At 67.3% G+C, this 24,644-nt stretch carries 20 protein-coding genes; 19 read left to right on the forward strand and 1 reads right to left on the reverse strand.

What is annotated here, in order from left to right; all coding sequences use genetic code 11:
* Positions 1–23 precede the first annotated feature (23 nt).
* Positions 24–371, forward strand: coding sequence for a winged helix-turn-helix transcriptional regulator (locus tag ACFQNJ_RS06160; RefSeq protein ID WP_374642758.1), 348 nt, complete (start codon positions 24–26; stop codon positions 369–371).
* Positions 372–380: 9 nt separating this feature from the next.
* Here ACFQNJ_RS06160 and ACFQNJ_RS06165 read toward each other — a convergent pair whose 3' ends face one another.
* Complete coding sequence (locus ACFQNJ_RS06165) at positions 381–1,232, reverse strand: fumarylacetoacetate hydrolase family protein (protein ID WP_382254988.1); 852 nt, start codon at positions 1,230–1,232, stop codon at positions 381–383.
* Positions 1,233–1,395: 163 nt separating this feature from the next.
* Here ACFQNJ_RS06165 and grpE point away from each other — a divergent pair, with 163 nt between their 5' ends.
* The 18 genes from grpE (at position 1,396) to ACFQNJ_RS06255 (ending at position 24,636) form a co-directional block, all read left to right on the forward strand.
* Positions 1,396–1,959 carry a nucleotide exchange factor GrpE gene (grpE, locus tag ACFQNJ_RS06170; protein ID WP_374642762.1) on the forward strand — a complete coding sequence of 188 codons (564 nt, stop codon included), beginning with the start codon at positions 1,396–1,398 and terminating at the stop codon, positions 1,957–1,959.
* Between the two features lie 113 nt (positions 1,960–2,072).
* Positions 2,073–4,022: a molecular chaperone DnaK gene (gene dnaK / locus ACFQNJ_RS06175; protein ID WP_382254990.1), complete on the forward strand. Its 1,950-nt coding sequence runs from the start codon at positions 2,073–2,075 to the stop codon at positions 4,020–4,022.
* Between the two features lie 85 nt (positions 4,023–4,107).
* Complete coding sequence (gene dnaJ, locus ACFQNJ_RS06180) at positions 4,108–5,244, forward strand: molecular chaperone DnaJ (protein WP_382254992.1); 1,137 nt, start codon at positions 4,108–4,110, stop codon at positions 5,242–5,244.
* 758 nt (positions 5,245–6,002) lie between these two features.
* Positions 6,003–7,166, forward strand: coding sequence for an NAD(P)/FAD-dependent oxidoreductase (locus tag ACFQNJ_RS06185; protein WP_382254994.1), 1,164 nt, complete (start codon positions 6,003–6,005; stop codon positions 7,164–7,166).
* A gap of 270 nt (positions 7,167–7,436) precedes the next feature.
* Positions 7,437–7,757, forward strand: a complete 321-nt coding sequence (locus ACFQNJ_RS06190) for a hypothetical protein (RefSeq protein ID WP_382254996.1) — start codon at positions 7,437–7,439, stop codon at positions 7,755–7,757.
* Positions 7,758–8,149: 392 nt separating this feature from the next.
* Positions 8,150–8,470, forward strand: a complete 321-nt coding sequence (locus tag ACFQNJ_RS06195; protein WP_374642776.1) for a hypothetical protein — start codon at positions 8,150–8,152, stop codon at positions 8,468–8,470.
* Positions 8,471–8,626: 156 nt separating this feature from the next.
* Positions 8,627–9,664: a ligase-associated DNA damage response exonuclease gene (locus ACFQNJ_RS06200; protein ID WP_382254998.1), complete on the forward strand. Its 1,038-nt coding sequence runs from the start codon at positions 8,627–8,629 to the stop codon at positions 9,662–9,664.
* Positions 9,661–11,316 (forward strand): ATP-dependent DNA ligase, encoded by a 1,656-nt coding sequence (locus ACFQNJ_RS06205; protein WP_382255000.1) that lies wholly within the window; start codon positions 9,661–9,663, stop codon positions 11,314–11,316. The genes ACFQNJ_RS06200 and ACFQNJ_RS06205 overlap by 4 nt, the downstream gene beginning before the upstream one ends.
* Positions 11,317–11,339: 23 nt before the next feature.
* Positions 11,340–13,886 carry a ligase-associated DNA damage response DEXH box helicase gene (locus tag ACFQNJ_RS06210; protein ID WP_382255385.1) on the forward strand — a complete coding sequence of 849 codons (2,547 nt, stop codon included), beginning with the start codon at positions 11,340–11,342 and terminating at the stop codon, positions 13,884–13,886.
* 71 nt (positions 13,887–13,957) lie between these two features.
* Positions 13,958–14,581, forward strand: coding sequence for a glutathione S-transferase family protein (locus ACFQNJ_RS06215; RefSeq protein ID WP_382255002.1), 624 nt, complete (start codon positions 13,958–13,960; stop codon positions 14,579–14,581).
* Positions 14,578–15,354, forward strand: a complete 777-nt coding sequence (gene pdeM, locus ACFQNJ_RS06220; protein WP_382255005.1) for a ligase-associated DNA damage response endonuclease PdeM — start codon at positions 14,578–14,580, stop codon at positions 15,352–15,354. The genes ACFQNJ_RS06215 and pdeM overlap by 4 nt, the downstream gene beginning before the upstream one ends.
* A 26-nt stretch (positions 15,355–15,380) precedes the next feature.
* Positions 15,381–16,106, forward strand: coding sequence for an ABC transporter ATP-binding protein (locus ACFQNJ_RS06225; protein WP_382255007.1), 726 nt, complete (start codon positions 15,381–15,383; stop codon positions 16,104–16,106).
* The gene (locus tag ACFQNJ_RS06230) at positions 16,090–18,606 is read left to right on the forward strand and encodes an ABC transporter permease (protein ID WP_382255010.1); all 2,517 of its coding nucleotides are present in this window, start codon (positions 16,090–16,092) and stop codon (positions 18,604–18,606) included. The genes ACFQNJ_RS06225 and ACFQNJ_RS06230 overlap by 17 nt, the downstream gene beginning before the upstream one ends.
* Before the next feature lie 51 nt (positions 18,607–18,657).
* Positions 18,658–20,286, forward strand: a complete 1,629-nt coding sequence (locus tag ACFQNJ_RS06235) for a gamma-glutamyltransferase family protein (RefSeq protein WP_382255012.1) — start codon at positions 18,658–18,660, stop codon at positions 20,284–20,286.
* A gap of 216 nt (positions 20,287–20,502) precedes the next feature.
* Positions 20,503–20,853 (forward strand): Hpt domain-containing protein, encoded by a 351-nt coding sequence (locus tag ACFQNJ_RS06240; RefSeq protein ID WP_382255014.1) that lies wholly within the window; start codon positions 20,503–20,505, stop codon positions 20,851–20,853.
* 151 nt (positions 20,854–21,004) lie between these two features.
* On the forward strand, positions 21,005–22,036 hold the full coding sequence (locus ACFQNJ_RS06245) for a ZIP family metal transporter (protein ID WP_382255017.1): 1,032 nt from the start codon (positions 21,005–21,007) through the stop codon (positions 22,034–22,036).
* Positions 22,037–22,066: 30 nt separating this feature from the next.
* Entirely contained in the window at positions 22,067–23,431 is a 1,365-nt protein-coding gene (locus ACFQNJ_RS06250) for an MBL fold metallo-hydrolase RNA specificity domain-containing protein (RefSeq protein ID WP_382255020.1), read from the forward strand.
* 11 nt (positions 23,432–23,442) lie between these two features.
* A complete protein-coding gene (locus ACFQNJ_RS06255) occupies positions 23,443–24,636 on the forward strand; it encodes a lytic murein transglycosylase (RefSeq protein WP_382255023.1) in 1,194 nt (397 codons plus the stop codon).
* Positions 24,637–24,644: the final 8 nt, after the last annotated feature.

The raw sequence follows: 24,644 nt of genomic DNA on the forward strand, positions 1-24,644 counted from the left end.
TAGCCGCCGACAGGAGACTGCGCATGAGTGCCAAGGAAAACGCTGCCATCATCCGGCTGTTCGACCTCCTGGAGTCCCGCTACGCCATGCGGGTGATCTGGGCGCTGAGCGACGGCCACCCCCAGACCTTTCGTCTGCTGCAGGACAGCGTCGGTGGCGTCACGCCCAACACCCTCAACACGCGGCTGAAGGAACTGCGGGCCGCCCGCCTGGTGGACCATACCGGTGACGGCTACCGCCTGACGCACCAGGGCGCCGACCTGGCCCGCCGCATGCAGGAAATCCAGCAGTTCGCCGGCAAATGGTCGCAGCAGCAGGCCCGCGCCGCTGCCTCACAGGCCAGCCAGGCGGCCGCGCAAGCCCGACCCTGAGCCGGCGCCTCAGGCCAGCGGGCTGGGCACCACCCGCTGCTGCTGCTCGCCCAGGCCCCGCCCGCCCAGGCGGATCACGTCACCCGGCTTCAAGAACACCGGCGGCTTCATGCCCATGCCCACACCCGGTGGCGTGCCCGTGGGAATCACATCGCCCGGCTGCAGGGCCATGAAGCGGCTGAGGTAGCTGACGATGTGCGCCACCCCGAAGATCATGGTGCGGGTGTTGCCGGTCTGGCATCGCTGGCCGTTGACCTCCAGCCAGAGATCCACGCCCTGAGGATCACCGAGTTCATCGGGCGTGACCAGCCAGGGGCCGATCGGACAGTGCGTGGGGTAGCTCTTGCCCTTGACCCACTGGCCCTCGTACTCCATCTGGTAGGCACGTTCTGACACGTCGTTGACCAGGCAGAAGCCGGCCACATGCCGCATTGCGTCGGCCTCGGTCACATGGAAAGCCCGCTCGCCGATAACGATGCCCAGCTCGACCTCCCAATCGAGCTTGGCGGAACCCGGCGGCAGCCAGATGTCATCGTTGGGGCCGCTGATGGCCCCGTTGTGCTTGTTGAAGACGATGGGCTGGCCGGGTGCCTTCAGGCCGGCCTCGGCGGCATGGTCGGCATAGTTCAGGCCAATCGCCACCACATTGCCCACACCACCCACGCAGGGGCCCAGGCGGGTGCCCGCGGGCACCACCGGCAGGCTGGCCACGTCCAGCGCCGCCAGACGGCGCATAGAATCTTGCCCCAGGGTGGACCCGGCCATGTCGGCCACCACGCCGCTGAGATCCCGCCAAGTGCCGCTGGCATCCACCAGCCCGGGTTTTTCGGCACCAGGCTGGCCGAATCGGATGAATTTCATCGGAAGAGTCCTTGATACAAGCCGTCGAGGGCCCCAATTGTGACGGTACCGGCAGCCACAGGCTGTCACCTCTTGAAATCCGCTCTGGCGCCTTCATTTACCGTGCGCGAGCAGGTTTGGCCTGCCCGGCAGGCTCTCCGCTGACCCAACCAACGTGGAAAAAATGACCCAACAGAACACCGCCGAGGGAACCCCCGCCCAGAACGACCACGCCCAGAGCCCGGAAGAGGCGCTGGCTGCCGCCGCCGTGGCCGAGGCCGATGCCCTGGCCGCCCTGACCAATGAGTTGGCCGAACTCAAGGCCAAGAACGCCGACCTGGCCGATCAGTACCTGCGGGCCAAGGCCGAGGCCGAGAACGCCCGCCGCCGCGCCGACGAGGAAATCGCCAAAACCCGCAAGTTTGCGGTCGAGAGCTTCGCCGAAAGCCTGCTGCCGGTGCTCGACAGCTTCGAAGCCGGGCTGTCGATCCAGGAAGCCTCGCTGGCCCAGATCCGCGAAGGGTCTGAAGCCACGCTCAAGCAACTGCAGAGCGCCCTGACCCGCCACAAGGTGATCGCCATCGCCCCGGCCGCCGGCGAGAAGTTTGATCCGCACCAGCACCAGGCCATCAGCATGGTGCCGGCCGACCAGGAACCCAACACCGTGGTCGCGGTGCTGCAGAAAGGCTACCTGATCGCCGAGCGCGTGCTGCGCCCGGCCCTGGTCACCGTGGCAGCGCCCAAATAAGGAAAAACGTGGCTCGCCGCTCTTGAAATCCGGCCGAGTTATCCACACCTCCTCCACAGCGGGCGCACAGCCCACCCCCACACTTATCCAATCATCAGAAACCGGAGCATCACATGGGAAAAATCATCGGCATCGACCTGGGCACCACCAACAGCTGCGTGTCCATCATGGAAGGCAATACCACCAAGGTGATCGAGAACAGCGAAGGTGCGCGCACCACGCCGTCCATCGTGGCCTACCAGGAAGATGGTGAGGTGCTGGTCGGCGCTTCTGCCAAGCGTCAGGCCGTGACCAACCCCAAGAACACGCTCTACGCCATCAAGCGCCTGATCGGCCGCAAGTTCACCGAGAAGGAAGTCCAGAAGGACATCGACCTGATGCCCTACACCATCGTGGCCGCCGACAACGGCGACGCCTGGGTGGAAGTGCGCGGCAAGAAGATCTCGGCCCAGCAGGTGTCGGCCGACATCCTGCGCAAGATGAAGAAGACCGCCGAGGACTACCTGGGCGAGCCAGTGACCGAAGCCGTCATCACCGTGCCGGCCTACTTCAACGACGCGCAGCGCCAGGCCACCAAGGATGCCGGCCGCATCGCCGGTCTGGAAGTCAAGCGCATCATCAACGAACCCACCGCTGCCGCCCTGGCCTTTGGCCTGGACAAGAGCGAAAAGGGTGACCGCAAGATCGCCGTGTACGACCTGGGCGGCGGCACCTTCGACGTGTCCATCATCGAAATCGCCGACGTCGATGGCGAGAAGCAGTTCGAAGTGCTGTCCACCAACGGCGACACCTTCCTGGGCGGCGAAGACTTCGACCAGCGCATCATCGACTTCATCATCGGCGAGTTCAAGAAGGAACAGGGCGTCGACCTGAGCAAGGACGTGCTGGCCCTGCAGCGCCTGAAGGAAGCCGCCGAGAAGGCCAAGATCGAGCTGTCGTCCTCGGCCGCCACCGACATCAACCTGCCCTACATCACGGCCGATGCCACCGGCCCCAAGCACCTGAACATCAAGCTCACGCGCGCCAAGCTCGAAGCCCTGGTGGAAGAGCTGATCGAGCGCACCATCGCGCCCTGCCGCACCGCCATCAAGGACGCCGGCATCAGCGTGGGTGACATCCATGACGTGATCCTGGTCGGCGGCATGACCCGCATGCCCAAGGTGCAGGAGAAGGTCAAGGAGTTCTTCGGCAAGGACCCGCGCAAGGACGTCAACCCCGATGAAGCCGTGGCCGTGGGTGCCGCCATCCAGGGCCAGGTGCTGGCCGGCGACCGCAAGGACGTGCTGCTGCTGGACGTGACCCCGCTGAGCCTGGGCATCGAGACCATGGGCGGTGTCATGACCAAGATGATCGCCAAGAACACCACGATCCCGACCAAGTTCAGCCAGGTATTCTCGACCGCCGAGGACAACCAGCCGGCCGTGACCATCAAGGTGTTCCAGGGCGAGCGCGAGATTGCCGCCGGCAACAAGCTGCTGGGCGAATTCAACCTGGAAGGCATCCCCGCCGCGCCGCGTGGCATGCCCCAGATTGAAGTGACCTTCGACATCGACGCCAACGGCATCCTGCACGTGGGCGCCAAGGACAAAGGCACCGGCAAGGAAAACAAGATCACCATCAAGGCCAACTCGGGTCTGTCCGAGGAGGAAATCCAGAAGATGGTGAAGGACGCCGAGCTCAACGCCGCCGAAGACCACAAGCGTGTGGAACTGGTGCAGGCCCGCAACCAGGCCGAAGCCATGGTGCACAGCGTCAAGAAGAGCCTGGGCGAGCACGGTGACATGCTGGATGCGGCCGAGAAGACCGCCATCGAAGACGCCATCAAGGCGGTGGAAGAGTCGGTCAAGGGCGACGACAAGGCCGACATCGACGCCAAGACCGAAGCCCTGATGACCGCCAGCCAGAAGCTGGGCGAGAAGGTGTACGCCGCCTCGCAGGCCGAAGCCGCTGCGGCCGGTGCCGCCGGTGGTGCCGAGCAAACCGCCAGCGCCGGTGGTGCCTCCTCGTCGGCCAAGGACGACGACATCGTCGACGCCGAAGTCAAGGAAGTGAAGAAGGGCTGATCGGCTGCCCCGGCCGACTGACCATCACCGCCGCGTCGGGGCAACCTGACGCGGCGTTCGCGCTCAAACAGAACCCTTTTCCACCATGGCAAAACGCGACTACTACGAAGTCCTGGGCGTCCCCAAGAACGCCTCTGACGAAGAGATCAAGAAGGCGTATCGCAAGCTGGCGATGAAATACCACCCTGACCGCAACCAGGGTGATGCGGCCAAGGAAGCCGAGGAAAAGTTCAAGGAGGCCAAAGAGGCCTACGAAATGCTGTCCGACGCGCAGAAGAAGGCTGCGTACGACCAGTACGGCCACGCGGGGGTGGACCCCAACATGCGCGGCCCGGGTGGCCCCGGCGGCGAGGGCTTTGCCGGCTTCGGCGAGGCCTTTGGCGACATCTTCGGCGACATCTTCGGCGGCGCCCGCCGCGGCGGCGGTGGCCGCCAGGTCTACCGTGGGGCTGACCTGTCCTACGCGATGGAGATCACGCTGGAAGAAGCGGCCTACGGCAAGGAAACGCAGATCCGCATTCCCAGCTGGGACGACTGCGAAACCTGCAAGGGCACCGGCGCCAAGCCCGGCACCAGCGCCAAGACCTGCACGACCTGCCACGGCCAGGGCGTGGTGCAGATGCGCCAGGGCTTCTTCAGCGTGCAGCAGACCTGCCCGCACTGCCACGGCAGCGGCAAGATCATCCCCGAGCCCTGCACCACCTGCAGCGGCCAGGGCAAGATCAAGAAGCAGAAGACGCTGGAGATCAAGATCCCGGCCGGCATCGACGACGGCCAGCGCATCCGCAGCAGCGGCAACGGCGAGCCCGGCCAGAACGGCGGCCCGGCCGGCGACCTGTACATCGAGATCCGTCTGCGCAAGCACGACATCTTCGAGCGCGACGGCGACGACCTGCACTGCACCGTGCCGGTGAGCATCACCACCGCGGCGCTGGGCGGCGAGATCGACGTGCCCACCCTGCAGGGCAAGGCCACCATCGACCTGCCCGAAGGCACCCAGAGCGGCAAGACCTTCCGCCTGCGCGGCAAGGGCGTCAAGGGCGTGCGCAGCAGCTACCCCGGCGACCTGTACTGCCACGTGGCGGTGGAAACGCCGGTCAAGCTGACCGAGCACCAGCGCAAGCTGCTGAAGGAACTGGACGAGTCGTTCAAGAAGGGCGGCCACAAGCACAGCCCGAACGACAAGGGCTGGTTTGAAAAGGCGAAGAGCTTCTTCAGCTGAGCGGGCGTCTCGACCTGACAGCCGCCAGGGCGGCCGGAGTGATCCGGCTGCCCTTTCTTTTTTGCGGCCTGCGGGTCAGGTCATCCACCGGCTCTGCGCCTGAGCACCACAGGGACGAACTGGCACCGGTCGCACAAGCCGCGCAAGAACACCACCAACGCATCTGTCTCTCCCGAGGGCAAACACATCTGCAGCAAATCTCCAGACCAGGCACGCGAATCCTTTACAGGGTGGCACCGATCAAAGTCCAGCCGCCGGAGCAGTCGCCTGTCAGTCGTTGACACCGGCCCCGCCTGCGTTGAGCCTGTCATCGCCTCATCGACAGCTTGACGAAACAGGGGTGTAAAGCTTGTGGGCTGCCGGGAGAACTCCAGATCCATGCTGGCGTGCGATCCAATTTCCAAGCGGCAAGGTACATCGATGACCGCCGCGTCAGGGCAACTCAGTGCGAAACGCTGACCCTCCACACTTCCCTCGTAAGCGCCACCATGGACTGCAGGCGGACCAGATGTGGCGCAGCCTGACAACATGGCTGCACAGAAAAGTGCTGTGGCACCGACAGAACGTGTACTGATCAACATCAATGAAGACTCCCTGAAATCAGTTGACGCGAACGTATCGCCGTCGAACTCAAGCCGACTCACATGGCTTGCACCTTGCTGGTTTGGGTGAAGCACATGAATTCTTTTGGACTATATCTAAAGTACAAAATATTTTGATCATCATCCTGTTGATCCTGGCAGTCGTACGATGTGGGCATGCAACAGACCAACGCTTCCATCCCCAAAGTTGTGGATTTCCTGATCGTCGGTGGCGGTATTGCCGGCGCGTCGGTGGGCTACTTTCTGGCGCCGCAGGCGCGCTGCGTGATGCTGGAGCGCGAGAGCCAGCCGGGCTATCACAGCACCGGCCGCTCGGCCGCGCAGTTCATTGCCAGCTATGGGCCGCCGCAGGTGCGCGCCCTCTCTCGCGCCAGCGAGCCTTTCTTTGTGAACCCGCCGGTCAGCTTCGGCAATGAGGCACCGCTGCTGGCGCCGCGCGGCCTGCTGACGGTCGCCGGGCCGGATGAACTGGCGCACCTGGACGAGGCCTGGGCCACGCTGTCGCAGACCAGCCCCCAGGGCCGGCGCCTGTCGGCGGCCGAGGCGCTGGCCATGGTGCCGGCCTTGCGGCCGGAGAAGGTGACGGCCGCCATCTACGAGCCCGACAGCTTCGACATGGATGTGCACGCCATCCACCAGGGCTATCTGCGCGGCTTCCGGCAGGCGGGTGGGCAAGTGGTGACCGATGCCGAGGTGGTGGCAGCGCAGCGAGGCGGCGACGGGCTGTGGCGGGTGCGCACGGCGGCGGGGGTCGAGTGGGCGGCGCCGGTGCTGATCAACGCGGCCGGGGCCTGGTGCGATGTACTGGCCCGGATGGCCGGGGTGGCGCCGATCGGGCTGGTGCCCAAGCGGCGCAGCGCCTTCACCTTTGCCGCGCCGGCGGGCACCGACACATCGGGCTGGCCACTGCTGCTGGCTGCCGACGACAGCTTCTACATGAAGCCCGATGCCGGGGCGCTGCTGGCCTCGCCGGTGAATGCCGACCCCACCGTGCCGCAGGACGTGCAGCCGGAGGAACTGGACATTGCCCTGGGCATGCACGCCATCGAGACCTGGACCACGCTGCAACCCCGGCCCACGCACACCTGGGCGGGCTTGCGGTCTTTCGTGGCCGACGGCGATCTGGTGGGCGGGTTTGATGCGACGGTGCCGGGCTTCTTCTGGTGCGCGGCCCAGGGAGGCTATGGCATCCAGACCAGTGCCGCCATGGGCGAGGCCTGCGCGGCGCTGGCGCGGGGTTTGCCGCTGCCGGCCCACATCGCCGACTGCGGACTGACGGCGGCGATGCTGTCACCCGCCAGGGCGTCGCTGCGGGGCTGACCGCCCACATCTCCCCCTGTCGAAGTCAAGGCTGCCTAGGAGCATCCATGGACATGGCGTTTTTATTTCTAATATGGAAACACCAAATGGCGATTAAGGATGTTTTTCTATCAATCAGAGAAGAATACAGTTCATCCCATCGATGAACGAATGAGTTTGGTCCCATCGCTCACCGAGGCCGACGAGCCACAGACCCCCCGGTCTGCGCACCCGCCGGAGCGTTCTGTCCACGTTCTCATCCACTCTTTTTTCTGACCCTAAGGAAACATCATGAACTTCAACGCCAAGTCCCTGCGCACCATCGCCGCCATCTCCGCCCTGCTGGGTGCTTCCGCTGCCTTCGCCGGCGGCCCCGCTGCCGGTGAGTTCTCGGCCGTCGACCAGATCGAAGCCGCTCCTTCGCAAGGCCTGACCCGCGCCACCGCCCGCATTGAAGCCGCCAATGACCCGCAAGCCGCCCACAAGCTGAACAACGAAACCCTGCAGGCCGCCAAGCCCGCCGACGCCCAGCTGACCCGCGCCGAAGTGCGCCAGGAAGGCCGCATGGCCCTGAGCGCCGGCAAGATCGCCACCGGCGAAATCAGCTTCTGATCGCCTGACGGCCACCGGCCGACACCGTCGGCCCTCAGACCGGCACCCCAAGCCCCATCGCCTCACAGCGGTGGGGCTTTTTGCTGTCTGGCGATCCAGCGGGCAGCAGCGCAGTGGCTGAAACACACCGAAACCGGCAACTTGCCGATCGGGTGCACAGAAACATGCCGAAAGTTTCCGAAAATTATTTCCTATTTAGAAATACAAGATGATACCGAGCGCTGTTTTTCTATCAATCAGAGAAGAATACAGTTCATCCCATCGATGAACGAATGAGTTTGGTCCCATCGCTCACCGAGGCCGACGAGCCACAGACCCCCCGGTCTGCGCACCCGCCGGAGCGTTCTGTCCACGTTCTCATCCACTCTTTTTTCTGACCCTAAGGAAACATCATGAACTTCAACGCCAAGTCCCTGCGCACCATCGCCGCCGTCTCCGCCCTGCTGGGTGCTTCCGCTGCCTTCGCTGGCGGCCCCGCTGCCGGTGAGTTCTCGGCCGTCGACCAGATCGAAGCCGCTCCTTCGCAAGGCCTGACCCGCGCCACCGCCCGCATTGAAGCCGCCAACGATCCGCAAGCCGCCCACAAGCTGAACAACGAAACCCTGCAGGCCGCCAAGCCCGCCGATGCCCAGCTGACCCGCGCCGAAGTGCGCCAGGAAGGCCGCATGGCCCTGAGCGCTGGCAAGATCGCCACCGGCGAAATCAGCTTCTGATCGCCTGACGGCCACCGGCCGACACTGTCGGCCCTCAGACCGGCTCCCCAAGCCCCATCGCTTCACGGCGGTGGGGCTTTTTCCATGTTGACGGCCGTGTGCGCCTATCCACCCAGCCCACTCGGTTGAAGCACATGCGGCACACTGCACAAGGTCATGTCCTTTAGCCACAGCGACCTCATCGTCGCCCGCCCCGAGGGTCTGTACTGCCCGGCGGGTGACTTTTTCATCGACCCCTGGCGGCCGGTGGAGCGCGCCGTCATCACGCATGGGCATTCAGACCACGCGCGCTGGGGCCATGCGCACTACCTGGCGCACACGCACAGCGCGGGCACGCTGCGCCAGCGGCTGGGGGCGGACATCCACCTGCAGACGCTGGACTACGGTGAAGTGATCGAGCACCACGGCGTGCGCCTGTCGCTTCACCCGGCCGGGCATGTGCTGGGTTCGGCCCAGGTGCGGCTCGAACACGGTGGGCGGGTCTGGGTCGCCTCGGGTGACTACAAGACCGAGGCCGACGGCACTTGCACCCCGTTCGAGCCGGTGCGCTGCGACACCTTCATCACCGAATCGACTTTTGGCCTGCCCATCTACCGCTGGCCCACGCAGGCAGTACTGTTCGACGAGATCAACGCCTGGTGGCGGCGCAACGCAGACGAAGGCCGCGCCTCGGTGCTGCTGTGTTACGCCTTCGGCAAGGCGCAGCGACTGCTGCACGGGGTGGACGCCAGTATCGGCCCCATCGTCGTGCATGGCGCAGTGGAGCCGCTGAACGCGGTGTACCGGGCGGCGGGCGTGTCATTGCCACCCACCCACCGAGTGACCGAGCTGGACAAGACCGCGCTGCGGCGCGCGCTGGTGCTCGCCCCGCCCTCGGCCCAGGGCACGCCGTGGATGAAGCGCTTCGGCCCCGAAGCGGTGGACGCGTTTGCCAGCGGCTGGATGCTGGTGCGCGGCACGCGGCGACGGCGCGGGGTGGACCGTGGCTTCGTGATGTCCGACCACGCGGACTGGCCGGGGCTGATGAGCGCGATCAAAGCCACGGGTGCCGAGCACATCCGCGTGACGCACGGCAGCGTGCCGGTGCTGGTGCGCTGGCTAACCGAACAAGGGCTGGACGCGCAGGCCTTCGAGACCGAGTACGGGGATGAGGACGCGGCGGACAAGACGCTGCCTGATGAGCCGGTCGCATGAAGCGCTTCGCCGCCCTCTACCGCGAACTGGACGCCAGCACCGCCACGCGCGAGAAGCAGACCGCGCTGCAGCACTACTTTGCCGAGGCACCGGCTGAAGACGCGGCGTGGGCGGTGTACTTTCTGGCCGGCGGCAAACCGCGCCAGACCGTGCCCACGCGCGCGCTGCGCGCGCTGGCGCAGGCAGCAGCCGGCCTGCCCGAATGGCTGTTCGAGGAAAGCTACCAGACCGTGGGCGATCTGGCCGAAACCGTGTCGCTGCTGCTGCCGCCGGCCCGTGCACCGGTGGACCGGGGCCTGGCCGAGTGGCTGACGCAGCACCTGCTGCCGCTGCGTGGCCTGACGCCCGATGTACTGGCCGTCAGGCTGCGGGAACAGTGGAACGCCCTGCCCGACGACCAGCGCTTCGTCTACTTCAAGCTCATCACTGGCGGTTTTCGCGTCGGTGTCTCCAAGCTGCAGGTCACGCAGGCGCTGGCGGCGGTGGCCGGTGTCGACCCCAAACGCGTGGCGCAGCGGCTCATGGGCTACACCCACATCGGCGCGCAGCCCACCGCCGCCGACTACGCCGCGCTGGTGGCACCCGAAAGCCCCACCGAACAGAACCAGCAGACCAGCGGGCAGCCCTACCCCTTCTTCCTCGCCCATCCGTTCAACGAAGCGCTGGAGCGCTTCGACGAGCTGCTCGGCCCGCCCGCCGACTGGCAGGTGGAATGGAAGTGGGACGGCATCCGCGCGCAACTGGTCAAGCGTGCCGGTCAGGCTTGGCTGTGGTCGCGCGGCGAAGAACTGTTGACCGAGCGTTTCCCCGAACTGGCTGCGCTGGGCGAGGCCCTGCCCGAGGGCACTGTGCTCGATGGCGAGATCGTGGTGTGGCGGGATGGCAACCCGCAGCCTTTCGCAGACCTGCAGAAGCGCATCGGCCGCAAAACGCTGGGCCCGAAGATCCTGCGCGAACTGCCCGTGTCCCTGCTGGCTTATGACCTGATCGAGCACGGCGGCCAGGACCTGCGCGAGCAGCCGCTGCACTTGCGCCGCGCGGCGCTGGATGTGCTGGTACAGGACATGAACCACCCGCTGCTGATCGCCAGCCCGGTGTTGACGGGTGAGAACTGGGCCGACCTTGCGAGGCTGCGCGAGCAGGCCCGGGAGCGTGGCACCGAAGGCTTCATGCTCAAGCAACGCGCCAGCGCCTACGGCGTGGGCCGCACCAAGGCCGCGGGCACCTGGTGGAAATGGAAGATCGACCCGATGAGCGTGGACGCGGTGCTGATCTACGCCCAGCGCGGCCACGGCCGCCGCGCCAGCGTCTACAGCGACTACACCTTCGCCGTGTGGAACGCGCCGCCCGGCACCGAGGGCCGGCAGCTGGTGCCCTTCGCCAAGGCCTACTCGGGCCTGAGCGACGCCGAGATGGCCAAGGTGGACACCATCATCCGCGCCACCACCCTCGAGAGCTTCGGCCCGGTGCGCAGTGTGCGGCCCACGCTGGTGTTCGAGCTGGGCTTCGAGGGCATTGCGCGCAGCCCGCGCCACAAGAGCGGCATCGCGGTGCGCTTTCCGCGCATGCTGCGCTGGCGCGAGGACAAGCCGGTGGATGATGCCGACACACTGCAGACGCTGTCCGCCCTGCTGCCCGGGGGCGCCGCGTGAAGACGCCCGACGCTGCCGCCTGGATGGCCGCGCGCGGCTGGTCGCCCTTCCTGTTTCAACAAGAGGTCTGGGACGCCATGTCCCGTGGCGAGAGCGGCCTGCTGCACGCCACCACCGGCGCAGGCAAGACCTACGCCGTGTGGCTGGGTGCGCTGCAGGCACTGGCCGATGCCGAGGCGAAGCGCACGCCGCCGCTGACGGTGGTCTGGCTCACGCCCATGCGGGCACTGGCCACCGACACCCTGCGGGCGTTGAAGGAGCCGCTGCCCGACCTGGCTCCCGCCTGGACAGCCGGCGTGCGCAGTGGCGACACCAGCAGCAGCGAACGCGCGAAGCAGGCCGAGCGCCTGCCCACCGTGCTGGTGACGACGCCCGAGAGCCTGAGCCTGCTGATGGCACGAGCGGACGCGCCCGAGGTGCTGGGCCGCACCGCCCTGGTGGTGGTGGACGAATGGCACGAGCTGATGGGTAACAAGCGCGGTGTGCAGGCACAGCTGGCGATCGCCCGGCTGCGGCACTGGAACCCTGCCCTGCGCATCTGGGGCATGTCGGCCACGCTGGGCAACCTCGATGAAGCCATGCACACCCTGCTCGGCCCGCAGGCGGCAAACACCGGTCGGCTGGTGCGCGGACAGACGCCCAAGCAACTGACCATCGACACCCTGTTGCCGCCGCGCGTGGACCGCTTTCCCTGGGGCGGCCACCTGGGTCTGGCCATGTTGCCGTCGGTGGTCAGCGAGATTGCCGCCAGTGGCAGCACACTGGTCTTTACCAACACGCGGTCGCAGGCCGAGATCTGGTACCAGGCGCTGCTGGACGCGCGGCCCGACTGGGCCGGTCAGATCGCTCTGCACCACGGATCGCTGGACCGCGCGGTGCGTGAATGGGTGGAGGCCGGACTGAAGGCGGGCGAGTTGCGCGCGGTGGTCTGCACCAGCAGCCTGGACCTGGGGGTGGACTTCCTGCCGGTGGAGCGGGTGCTGCAGATCGGTTCGCCCAAGGGCATCGCGCGCCTGCTGCAGCGCGCCGGCCGCTCGGGCCACGCGCCGGGTCGGCCCTCGCGCGTGAGCATCGTGCCCACACACAGCCTGGAGCTAGTCGAAGGCGCAGCCGCGCGCGCGGCTGTGTTGGCCGGGCAGATCGAAGCGCGCGACACGCCGCGCCAGCCGCTGGACGTGCTGGTGCAGCACCTGGTCACGGTCGCGCTGGGCGGCGGCTTCACGCCCGATGAACTGCTGGCGGAAGTCCGCACCACCGCGGCCTACGCCGATCTGTCCGAGGACCACTGGCGCTGGTGTCTGGACTTCGTCTCGCAAGGCGGCGCCTCGCTGGCCGCCTACCCGGACTACCGCCGCGCCGCGCCCGACGAACGCGGCGTCTGGCGCGTGCCGGACGCACGGCTGGCGCGACGCCACCGCATGAACATCGGCACCATCGTCAGCGACGCCAGCATGGCGGTGCAATACGTGGGCGGCAGCAAGGTCGGTAACGTGGAAGAGAGCTTTGCCGCGCGCCTGAAACCCGGCGACTGCTTCACCTTCGGCGGGCGCCTGCTGGAGCTGGTGCGCATCCACGACATGACGGCCTGGGTCAAACGCACCACCGGTCGCAAACCCGCCGTCCCTCGCTGGAATGGCGGCAAGATGCCGCTGTCCACCACACTGGCCGATGCGGTCGTGGCGCAGCTGGCGCGGGTGCAGTCGAGTGACTATGAGGACCCCGAACTGCAGGCCGCGCGGCCGCTGCTGGACCTGCAGGCGCAGTGGTCTGCCCTGCCCTCACCCGACACGCTGCTGGCCGAAGTGATGCAATCGCGCGAGGGCACGCACCTGTTCCTCTACCCGTTCGCGGGCCGGCATGCCCACCTGGGCCTGGCCAATCTGCTGGCCTGGCGCGTGGCGCAACGCGCGCCCAATACCTTCTCCATGGCGGTCAATGACTACGGCTTCGAGCTGCTGAGCGCGACGGAGATCGACTGGCCGTCGCTGCTGCCCGAACTGCTGAAGGAGCAGACCGACGAGAACGCGCTGCTGGGCGAAGTCCTGCAGAGCCTGAACGCCAGTGAACTCGCGCAACGGCGCTTCCGCGAAATCGCGCGCGTCTCGGGACTGATCTTTCAGGGACATCCGGGCGAGAAGCGCAGCAGCCGGCAGCTGCAGGCCTCCAGCAGCCTGTTCTGGGAGGTGTTTCGCAAGTACGACCCGGACAACCGCCTGCTGCAGCAGGCCGAGGCCGAGCTGTTGGCGCAGGAGCTGGAGATCGGACGCCTGAAGGAAGCGCTGCACCGAATGGCCCGGCAGACCCTGGTGCTCAAAGGGCTGGAGCGCGCCACGCCCTTTGCCTTTCCGCTGATGATCGAACGCCTGCGCGAGAAGCTGAGCAACGAAAGCGTGGCCGACCGCATCGCACGCATGCTGTCCCAGCTGGAGAAGGCCGCCGGGGGTGGCCAGGTCGATGACACGGGGGGCGTGCAACGGACACTGTCCTTCGGACGGGACAGCGCCATCGACCCGCCGGCATCGCGCTCTGCGTCCAGGGGCCGTCCAGATCGGCACCGGCGGCCTCGATGACCTGGGCATCGGGCAGCGGATTTCTCTGGCTCACGCCACAATCGGCGCTTTCGGCCATCAAGACTTGCACCATGAGCCTCATCGTCCACCACCTGAACAACTCCCGTTCACAGCGCCTGCTGTGGATGCTCGAAGAGCTGGAACTGCCCTACGAAATCCGCTTCTACGAGCGCGACAGGCGCACCATGCTCGCTCCGCCGGAGCTCAAGCAGGTGCACCCGCTGGGCAAGTCGCCGGTGCTCGAGGACGGCCGCATCAAGCTGGTGGAAACCGGAGCCATCTGCGAGTACCTGGTGGAGAAGACCGGAAAACTGGGCCCGGCCGACCACGATCAAGGGCTGCGCGACTACCGGCAGTTCATCCACTATGCCGAGGGATCGGTCATGCCCATGCTGCTGCTGATGCTGGCCATGTCCAAGGTGCCGCTGCTGGGCAAGGTCGCGGTCAGGAAGGTGCAACCGATGGTGGACACCCACCTGGACTACATCGAGCAGGTGCTGGCATCGCGTCCGTGGTTTGCCGGCCAGCAGATGAGCGCCGCCGACATCATGATGAGCTTCCCGCTGGAGGCGGCCACCTCACGTGCGGGGCTGGGCCCATCACGCCCCGCCACCATGGCCTGGCTCAAGAAGATCCATGCCCGTCCGGCCTACCAGGCCGCACTGAAAAAGGGCGGCAGTTACGCTTACGCATGAGCCCCCACGCTCCACCGCTGCGCGGGTCGCTGCCCCAGGACCGGGAAGGGCTCCGGTCCTTGCCAGGTCCAGGGGCTGATCCGGCTTGGGGCGGCCCAGCGCCGGATCGCTCGCCTCCGCACGCCACCGTCCGCTGGGCAGGCGAGTCGCTGCACCTGCTGCCCGAACACGCGCTGTGGTGGCCGGCGGGCCGGACGCTGCTCATCGCCGACCTGCATCTGGGCAAGGCCGCCAGCTACCGTGCCCTGGGCCAGCCGGTGCCCGTCGGCACGACCGATGACAACCTGGGACGGCTCGATGGGCTGATCGCCACCCTTAATCCACAGCGGCTGGTGTTCCTGGGGGACTTCCTGCACGCGGCCAGCGGCCGAACTGCCCCGGTTCTGCAAGCCCTGAGCGACTGGCGCAATCGCCATGCGCCGATCGCGATGACCCTGGTGCGCGGCAACCACGACGACCGGGCGGGTGATCCTCCGCCAGACGCGGGTATCGAGGTGGTCGATGAGCCCTGGTTGCTGGGACCCTTCGCCTGCTGCCACCATCCCCAGCCGCACCCGACCCACTTCGTGCTGGCGGGCCACCTGCACCCGGTGTGTCGCCTGCAGGGCGCGGCACGCGACTCGCTGCGCCTGCCTTGCTTCGTTCACGACCCGGGGCTGGCGATCCTGCCGGCCTTTGGCGCTTTCACCGGAGGACACCCGGTGGCGGCAGCACCCGGGCGCCAGCGGTATGCCGTCGGCGGGCAACGGGTCTGGGCCTTGCCGGGAACTTGAGGGCAACGGCCATCCTCTGACGCCGCATGACCGACAACACCCCCCACCTGATCGAGTCCGACGGCCTGTCCATGCATTACCTGGTCGGCCAACGCCAGGTGCCGGTGCTGCGTGATGTGACACTGCGCATCCGGGCGGGAACCCGGGTGGCGATCGCCGGACCGTCGGGCTCAGGTAAGACGTCGCTGCTGCTCCTGCTGTCGGGGCTGGAGCGCCCGGCGGCGGGCCGCATCCGCATTGACGGCATCGATCTGGGCGGTCTGGACAGCGACGGCCTGGCCGATCTGCGGCGTGAGCGCATCGGCATCGTGTTCCAGAGCTTTCACCTGCTGCCCAGCCTGAGCGCGCTGGACAACGCGGCCCTGCCCCTGCAGATGTCCGGCGCCAGCGGTGCCAGGGACATGGCAGCCGACATGCTGCGCCGAGTCGGTCTGGGCGACCGCATGCACCACCGGCCCAGCCAGCTTTCGGGTGGTGAACAGCAGCGGGTGGCCATTGCCCGCGCCCTGGTTCACCGCCCGCGCCTGCTGCTGGCCGATGAGCCCACCGGCAACCTGGACGACCAGACCGCCGAGTCGGTGCGCGAGCTTCTGTTCAGCCTGAACCGGGAACTGGGCACGACGCTGGTGCTGGTGACCCATGACATGGACTTTGCCGCCCGCTGCGATCGGGTACTGCGCCTGCACGACGGCGCCCTGCACGAGACACCCGTGACCCGTCAACCGGAGACGCTCGATGCCCTTCCTGCTTGACCTGGCCTGGCGCGACCTGCGGGCCAGCGGGCGGCGACTGTGGATCTTCGTGGCCTGCCTGATACTGGGCGTGTCCCTGGTCGCCGCTGGTGGTGGCCTGTACCGCCAGGTGTCCGACGCCCTGCGCAACGATGCGCGCCTGATCTTCGGTGGCGACGTCGAGATCGAATCGCCATCACCACTGCCCCCCGAAGCCCTGGCCTGGATGTCGCAGCGAGGCATGGTCTCGCGGGTGATCGAGCTGCGCACCATGCTGCGCCTGCCCGATGGCCGGGCGCAGTTGATCGAGCTCATCAGTGCCGACGGTCAGTACCCGCTGTACGGCCAGGTCGAGCTGGCACCGGCCGGACCGATCGAGCAGGCACTGGCGAAGCAGGCAGGAAGCTGGGGCGCTGCCGTGGATGGAGCACTGGCCACGCGGCTGGGACTGAACGCAGGCGATGCGGTATCGATCGGCGACATCGGGCTGACGGTCCAGGCCCGCATCGTTCGGCAGCCTGACCGCAGCCTGCGCGCCGACTGGGGCGCCGCACCGGTGCTGGTGTCCGAAGATGCCTTGATGGCCACAGGTCTGGTGCAGCCGCTCAGTCGCGTCGAGTACCGATACCGGGTACGCATCAGCGACAGCGACGTTGGCTCGGCCGCCCGCTGGCGCGATGCCTTCATGGCCGCATTCCCGGCACTGGACGCCGAGGTGCGCAGCTTCGACGAGCGCAGCGACCGCATGGCCGAGGTGCTGGGCCAGATTGCCTCGGGCCTGCTGCTGATCGGCTTCTCGGCCCTGTTCATCGGTGGTCTGGGCGTGGCCAACAGCGTGCAGGCCTACCTGCAGGGCAAGCTGACCAGCCTGGCCACCCTGCGTGCCCTGGGCCTGCGGGACGGCCGCCTTGCTGCCCTCGTGTTGCTGCAGATCGGCATGCTGGCCGTGCTGGCCAGTGCCGTGGGCGTGGCGCTGGGCCTGGGCCTGGCGCTGGCCGGCGCTCAGCTGGCCGCCGACCGGCTGCCGGTGGCGTTGCTGCTGGGCGGTCTGTGGCAGCCCGCGCTGGTGGCCTTGCTGTTTGGTGTGCTGACCGCCCTGGCGTTTTCACTGCCTGCCTTGGCCCGCGCCCTGTCGGTGAGCCCCGCCGCCCTGTTTCGTGGCGTGGAGGGCCTGGCGCTGCACACACCACGCCGTGCCTGGTGGCTGACGGCCGGGGTGGCGACGCTCACCCTGTGTCTGCTGGTGGCCGTCCTGCCCGACCCGCGTTTCGGTCTGGCCTTCGTGGTGGCCACGGCGGCACTGCTGGCGGTGCTCGATGCGGCCACGCGCGGCTTGCGCCGCCTGGCCGCACGGTGGCAGCATCACCCGCGCCTGCCGCTGCCCCTGCAACTGGCCCTGGCCGGCCTGCAGCAGCCGCACTCGCCCCTGCGGACTGCCCTGCTGTCATTGGGCTCGGCGCTGACCCTGCTGGTGGCCTGCACCCTGGTGGTCATGACCCTGTTGCGCACGGTCAACGACACGGTGCCCGCGAACGCACCCGCCCTGGTGTTCTATGACGTGCAGACCGGCCAGATTCCGCTGCTGCGCGAAAGCCTGGAGGCGACGCCCGGCCTGCAGGACCTGCGGACGGCACCTCTGGTGCTCGGTCGCCTGTCGGCGGTCAATGGCGAGGAGCTGCGAGCGAGCGACAACGGCGATCGTGCCCGTGAAGCACGGGACGAGCACAAGCTCAGCAATCGGGCGGGCAACTTCGACGACGTCATCATCGACCGCGGTGCCTGGTGGCCCGAGTCCCACGCGGGTGAGCCCCTAGTGGCGATGGAGGACCGCGAAGCGGACGAACTCGGACTGAAGGTCGGCGACCGACTGCGCTTTGACATCCTGGGCAGCCCGGTCGAGGCGACGCTGGCGGCCATCTACAGCCAGCGCCGCATGCAGTCGCGCCTGTGGCTGGAGGCCATCTTCAGCGACGGTGTGCTCGACCCCTTCATCACCCGGCACGTGGGCGCCGCCTGGATGCCGGCCGACCAGACACTGGGTGCCCAGGACCGGCTGGCTGGGGTGGCCCCCAACATCGCCACCGTGCGTACCGAGTCGCTCCTGCGCGAGACCCGTGCCTTGATGGGTCGCGCCAGCAGTGGCCTGGCGGTGGTGGCCGGCGTCTGTCTGGCCGCGAGCCTGCTGGCGCTGGCCAGCGTGGTGGCCGCCAGCCGAAGCCGCCAGCTCTATGACGCCACGGTGATGCACGCGCTGGGCGCGCGCCACTCGCTGCTGCGCGGTGTGCTGGTGTGGGAATACATCCTGCTGGCCCTGATCACCGCCGGCTTCGCGCTGCTGGCCGGCAGTGCCCTGGCCACCGGTCTGCTGCAATGGCGCCTGGACATGAGTCCCGCGGGCCTTTACTGGAGTGGCCTGCTGACCGCACTGGGCGTCAGCGCGCTGAGTCTGGGCCTGGGTGCTCGCTACCTGCTGTCACAGATGCGGCTGAACCCGGCCATGCTGCTGCGCAGTGGTGGCTGAAGTCGCCGCCCAGACGCGGCAGAATGGCAGGCCGACTCCGGAAACCCTGCCATGACCCCGTTCGACTACCGAGCCCACTACCCCAGCGCCCGCCTGCCCCTCTTCGCCCGCAATATCGTCAGCACCTCGCACCCGCTGGCGGCACAGGCAGGCCTGCGCATGCTGCTGGCCGGTGGCAATGCGGTGGATGCGGCCATCGCGGCCGCCGCCGCGCTGACCATCACCGAACCGGTAAGCAACGGCCTGGGCTCGGACGCCTTCTGTATTCTCTGGGACGGCCGGCAACTTCACGGCCTGAACGCCAGCGGCCACGCGCCCCGCGCCTGGACACCCGACTACTTCCACCGCAAGTACGGCACCGATGCGCTGACCCCGCCCAAGCGCGGCCTCGATTCGGTGACCGTGCCCGGCGCCGTGGCCGGCTGGGTCGCCCTGAGCGAGCGCTTTGGCAAGCTGCCCTTTGCCGATCTGATGCAGCCGGCCATCGAACTGGCCGAGCGCGGCTACGCGGTCCCGGTGGTGGTGCAACAGAAGTGGGCGGCCGCCACGCCCGAACTGCAATCCGTGCCCGGCTTTGCCGAAACCTTCCTGCCCCGGGGCCGTGCGCCCGAAGTGGGCGAGCTGTTCCGTTTTGCCGCGGCGGCCCGCGGTCTGCGGGCGATCGCCGACAGCCGTGGCGAGGCCTTCTACCGCGGCCCGATCGCACAAGCGCTGGCGCGCTTCTCGGCCGAACATGGCGGTGCACTGACCGAGGACGATCTGGCCAGCTACCGGCCCGAATGGGTCCAGCCCATCGGGCAGGACTACCGCGGGTACACCCTGCACGAAATTCCACCCAACGGCCAGGGTATTGCCGCACTGATCGCGCTGGGCATCCTGTCGAACTTCGATCTGGCATCGATGAAGGTCGACAGCGTGGCCGCACAACATCTGCAGATCGAGGCCATGAAGCTGGCGTTTGCCGACACCTACCGCTACGTGGCCGAGCCCGGCGCCATGGATGTGTCCGCCGAGCAGATGCTTGACCCCGCCTACCTGCGGCAACGCGCCGCGCTGATCGACATGACGCGGGCGCAGGATTTTGGCGCCGGCAACCCGGCCAAGGGCGGCACGGTCTACCTCACGGCCGCCGACGAGAGCGGCATGATGGTCAGCTTCATCCAGAGCAACTACATGGGTTTTGGCTCCGGCGCGGTCGAGCCTGCGTTCGGCATCAGCCTGCAGAACAGGGGTCACGGTTTCAACCTGAGCGCAGCCCCGGGTCGCAACACCGCCAACCTGGTGGCACCGCGCAAACGCCCGTTCCACACCATCATCCCGGCCTTCCTGACCCGCGACGGCCAGCCGGTGATGAGTTATGGCGTGATGGGCGCCAACATGCAGCCCCAGGGCCATGTGCAAACCCTGGTGCGCATGCTCGATCATGGCCAGCACCCGCAAGCGGCCTGCGACGCGCCCCGCTGGCGCTTCGATGCGGGCATGCACATCAATGTCGAATCGGCCATGGACCCCGCAGTCGTTCAGGGCCTGCAGGCCCTGGGGCACCAGACCCGCCGCATCGACGACCCCTACCAGGACTTCGGCGCCGGCCAGTTCATCTGGCGCCTGGGCGATCCTGGTACCGAGGGTTACATCGCCGCCAGCGATCCCCGCCGCGACGGCCAGGCCGTCGGCTTCTGATCGCCGGCGGGGGCTGACCCTGCAAAAAGGCCCGCGGTACCGGAAATTACCTCCAAAGTTCGGGTTTGGAGGGCTTGCAGGAAACCGCAAGACTGCGAAATGATTCACGAAAATCGCAGTGACTTGCCGCTGCACGACCGCAACAGTGGCAACAATTGCTTACTTATGCAACATCCAAGCCGCCTATCCAGCGGTCAAGCCCGGTGGGGAATGTCCATGTTTGATCCAAGCAAGCTGGAGCTCCTGATCGGTCCCGCGCCTGATGCCCAGCGCCATGTCCTGGAGAAGCTGGTCGAGGAACTGCGGGCCGCGCTTCCCGCCATGCAGCAGGCCTGCCAGGAAAACCAGTGGCAGGTGGTGCAGAACTATGCCCACAAATACCGGGGAACCTCGGCGGTGGTGGGCGCATCATCCTGCGCCGAGGTTCTGGGACTGCTCGAGCATGCCATCATCGTCAGCGAGACTCAGCCAGTTCCCCGGTTGCTTGCCTCCTTGAACGAGGCGATCGCCGGTCTTGAAGACGCTGTGAGCGCCCATCTGAAGAGCCTCGACCGCAACGTGGAATGACCCCACGCCATCCGGCCAGGGAGAAAGCTGGCCATACCGGACGGTGAGCGTGTCGCCATCGGGGTAGCAGCCACTATGACATAAATAGAATCTATTGATCCTTGCGAAGAATAGTTTTTATAAACTATCAGACAATTCACAAGGATTTGCCATGGCCACCCTCATCCGTCAGATCCAGCCCGTCTGGTACCAAGTGCAACGCATGGAACTGCCGGTGCCAGCCCACGCGCTGCGCCAGGCCCTGCTGGCACTGGGCGTGGGCCTGCTGGTCATGGCGGGCCTGGCGGCCGCCACCACCCTCTGGGGCCCCACCCGTGCCTGGTGGGACGGTCTGGCGCATGGCAGCGCCATGGCCGCCGGCGTTCAGGCCGCGCTGCTGGCGGCCATGGCCACCGCCGTGGGCGCCCTGCCCGTCTTTCTGGTGCAGCGGGTGAGCAAGCGCCAGGAATCGGCCCTGATGGCCTTTGCTGCGGGCGTGATGCTGGCCGCCGCCCTGTTTGCGCTGCTGATGCCGTCGCTGGAGGCCGGGCGCGCCCTGCTGGGTCCCGCCAGCCTGGCAGGCCTGGGCGCGGCCGGACTCACCGCTGTCGGACTGTTTTTGGGCATGCTGCTCATGATGGGCATGGACCGGCTGCTGCCGCACGAACATGCCGTACTGCCACCGTCGGCACCCGGTCATGCCCATCAATGGACCGCTGCCGGCGACGGGCAAGTCGCCTCGGCCCAGCGGGCGTGGCTGATGGTGCTGGCACTGCTGATCCACAACATCCCTGAAGGCCTGGCCGTCGGTGCGGCCTACTCGGGTGCCGCCCTGGGCATCGAAGGGACCGATGACGTCCGGGCAGGCGCGTCGGTGGCGCTGGCCATCGGCCTGCAGAACATGCCGGAGGGTTTGCTGGTGGCGATGGCGGTGCGCTCACTCGGCCGACCGGTCTGGCAGGCCTGGGCTGCCGCGGTGCTCTCCGGACTGGCCGAGCCACTGGGTGCCATCCTCGGCCTGTCACTGCTGGGCAGCCTGCCGGCGCTGTACCCGGTCGGCCTGGCCCTGGCCGCCGGCGCGATGATCTTCGTGGTCAGCCACGAAATCATTCCCGAGACGCACCGCAACGGCTTCGAGGGTCTGGCCTCCGTGACGCTGATGGGTGGATTCATCTTCATGCTCCTGCTGGACTCGGCACTCTGAAACCGCGCAGGGCAGCGCTAAGATGCATCCATGAACGTGCATCTGAGATTCCTGGGCGCCGCAGGCACCGTCACCGGCTCCAAATACCTTGTCGAATTCAACAACCAGAGCCTGCTGGTCGACTGCGGTCTGTTCCAGGGCTACAAGCAGTTGCGCCTGCGCAACCGCGATCCGCTGCCCTTCCTGCCCAACCACCTGAATGCCGTGCTGCTCACGCACGCCCACCTGGACCACAGCGGCTACCTGCCGGTCCTGACCAAGGAGGGCTTTCACGGCAAGATCTGGTCGACGCCAGCCACCCGTGACCTGGCCTCCATTCTGCTGCCCGACAGCGGCCACCTGCAGGAAGAGGACGCCGCCTTTGCCAACCGGCATGGTTTCAGCAAGCATGCGCCGGCCCTGCCGCTGTACACCGAACAGGACGCACGCGACAGTCTCAAGTTCTTCAAGACCGTGCACATGGGCGAGACCTTCGAGCCCATCCACGGCTGGAAAGCCACCTTCATCCATGCCGGCCACATCCTGGGAGCCTCCAGCCTGCTGCTGGAAGTGGGCAACCGGCGCATCCTGTTCTCGGGTGATCTGGGCCGCAGCGATGACACCCTGATGAACCCGCCCGATCAGCCCCCAGCTGCCGACGCCGTAATCATCGAGTCCACCTATGGCGACCGCGAGCATCCGGACGAGGACGTGCTGGCGGAGCTGGGCCCAGCCCTGCAGCGGGTAGCGGCACGTGGCGGTACGGCGGTGCTGCCGGTTTTCGCGGTCGGACGTGCCCAGGAAATCCTGCACGCGATCGCCCTGCTCAAGGCCAATGGTGTCCTGCCAGGCAGTCTGCCGGTGTACCTGGACAGCCCGATGGCCATCCAGAGCACCGGCCTGTTCGCCCGCCATCCGGGGGAACACCGCCTCAACGCCCGCCAGTGCCATGACATGGAGCATGCCGCCCGCATGGTGTCGTCGGTGGACCAATCCAAGGCCATCGCCCAGCAACACGGGCCCAAGGTCATTCTGGCCGCCAGCGGCATGGCCACCGGCGGCCGTGTCCTGCACCACCTGGTGCAGTACCTGGGCCATCACCGCAACATGGTGGTACTCACCGGCTACCAGGCACCGGGCACCCGGGGTGCCTCGCTGTCGGCCGGCGTCGAACACCTGCGCATCCACGGGCAGGACATTCCGGTGCGCGCCGAGGTGGTCCAGATGACCTCGGCGTCGGCCCATGCCGACGCCAGCCAGCTCATGGACTGGTTGCGCGCCCTGCCCAAGGCTCCGCACCGTGTCTTCGTCACCCATGGCGACATGGAAGCGTCGGACCGGTTCCGTCAAAGCATCGAAGACAAGCTGGGCTGGCACGCAATGGTGCCGGAACATGGCAGCACCTGGGCGGTCTGATGCTCATGCACATGCCCATCCTTCGCCCCCTGTCTGCCGCTCTGGCCCTCCTGAGCCTGGCCCTGCCCGCGCAAGCAGATGCTTCGTTCGATGCCTGCCTCGACCGACTGCAAGCACCGGCGCGTGCTGCGGGCGTCAGCCCCGACACCTACGCCCGCCTGACGCGTGATCTCACGCCCGACATGAGCGTGATCGAGAAGCTGGACTACCAGCCCGAGTTCCGCCTGCCCATCTGGGACTACCTGGCGGGCCTGGTCGACGAAGAGCGTGTCGCCGAAGGCAAGCTGCTGCTCGAACGGCACGCGGCCACCTTGCGCCAGGTGCAGCAGCGCTTTGGCGTCGACCCGGCCACGGTGGTGGCGGTCTGGGGGGTGGAGAGCAATTTCGGGCAGTCCTTCGGCAAATACCCGTTGCTGCAGGCCCTGGGCACCCTGTCCTGTCATGGTCGCCGACAGGCTTTCTTCCAGAAAGAGTTCTTCTCGGCCCTGCGCATCCTGCAGGCGGGCCACGTCGCCCCCGACAAGCTGGTGGGCTCATGGGCCGGTGCGTTCGGCCACACGCAATTCATGCCCACCACCTTCGAGCGGCTGGCGGTGGACTTCGACGGCGACGGACGCCGGGACCTCATCGACAACACCGCCGATGCGCTGGCCTCCACCGCCAACTTCCTGGACAAGGCGGGCTGGCAAAGCGGGCAGCCCTGGGGTTTCGAGGTGAAGCTGCCAGCCGGCTTCAGCCTGTCCGGCGAGGGACGGCGCACCAAACGCCCGTTGTCCGAGTGGGCCGCCCGTGGCTTGCGCCGAGCCGACGGTTCCGCGCTGCCGGCCGGCGCCGGGCCGGCCGGCCTGCTGGCACCAGCGGGACCCAACGGCCCCGCTTTCCTGGTATTCCGCAACTTCGACGCCATCTACAGCTACAACGCGGCCGAGAGCTATGGCCTGGCCATTGCCCACCTGTCGGATCGACTGCGCGGTGGCGGTCCCTTTGTCACGCCCTGGCCCACTGATGACCCTGGCCTGTCCCGAGCCGAGCGCCGCGAGCTGCAGGGCCTGCTGATCCTGCGCGGACATGACATTGGTGAGGTCGATGGCATGCTGGGCGAACGCAGCCGGGTGGCCATCCGCGCCGAGCAGCAACGCCTGTGCCATGAAGCCACCGGGCGCGGCGGCCAAAAGCTGCTGCAGGCGCTCAAGGCCGGTCGCTGATCACCGGC

Origin of the sequence: Hydrogenophaga bisanensis (assembly GCF_042665135.1) — a bacterium.
Taxonomy (GTDB): Bacteria; Pseudomonadota; Gammaproteobacteria; order Burkholderiales; family Burkholderiaceae_C; genus Hydrogenophaga; species Hydrogenophaga bisanensis.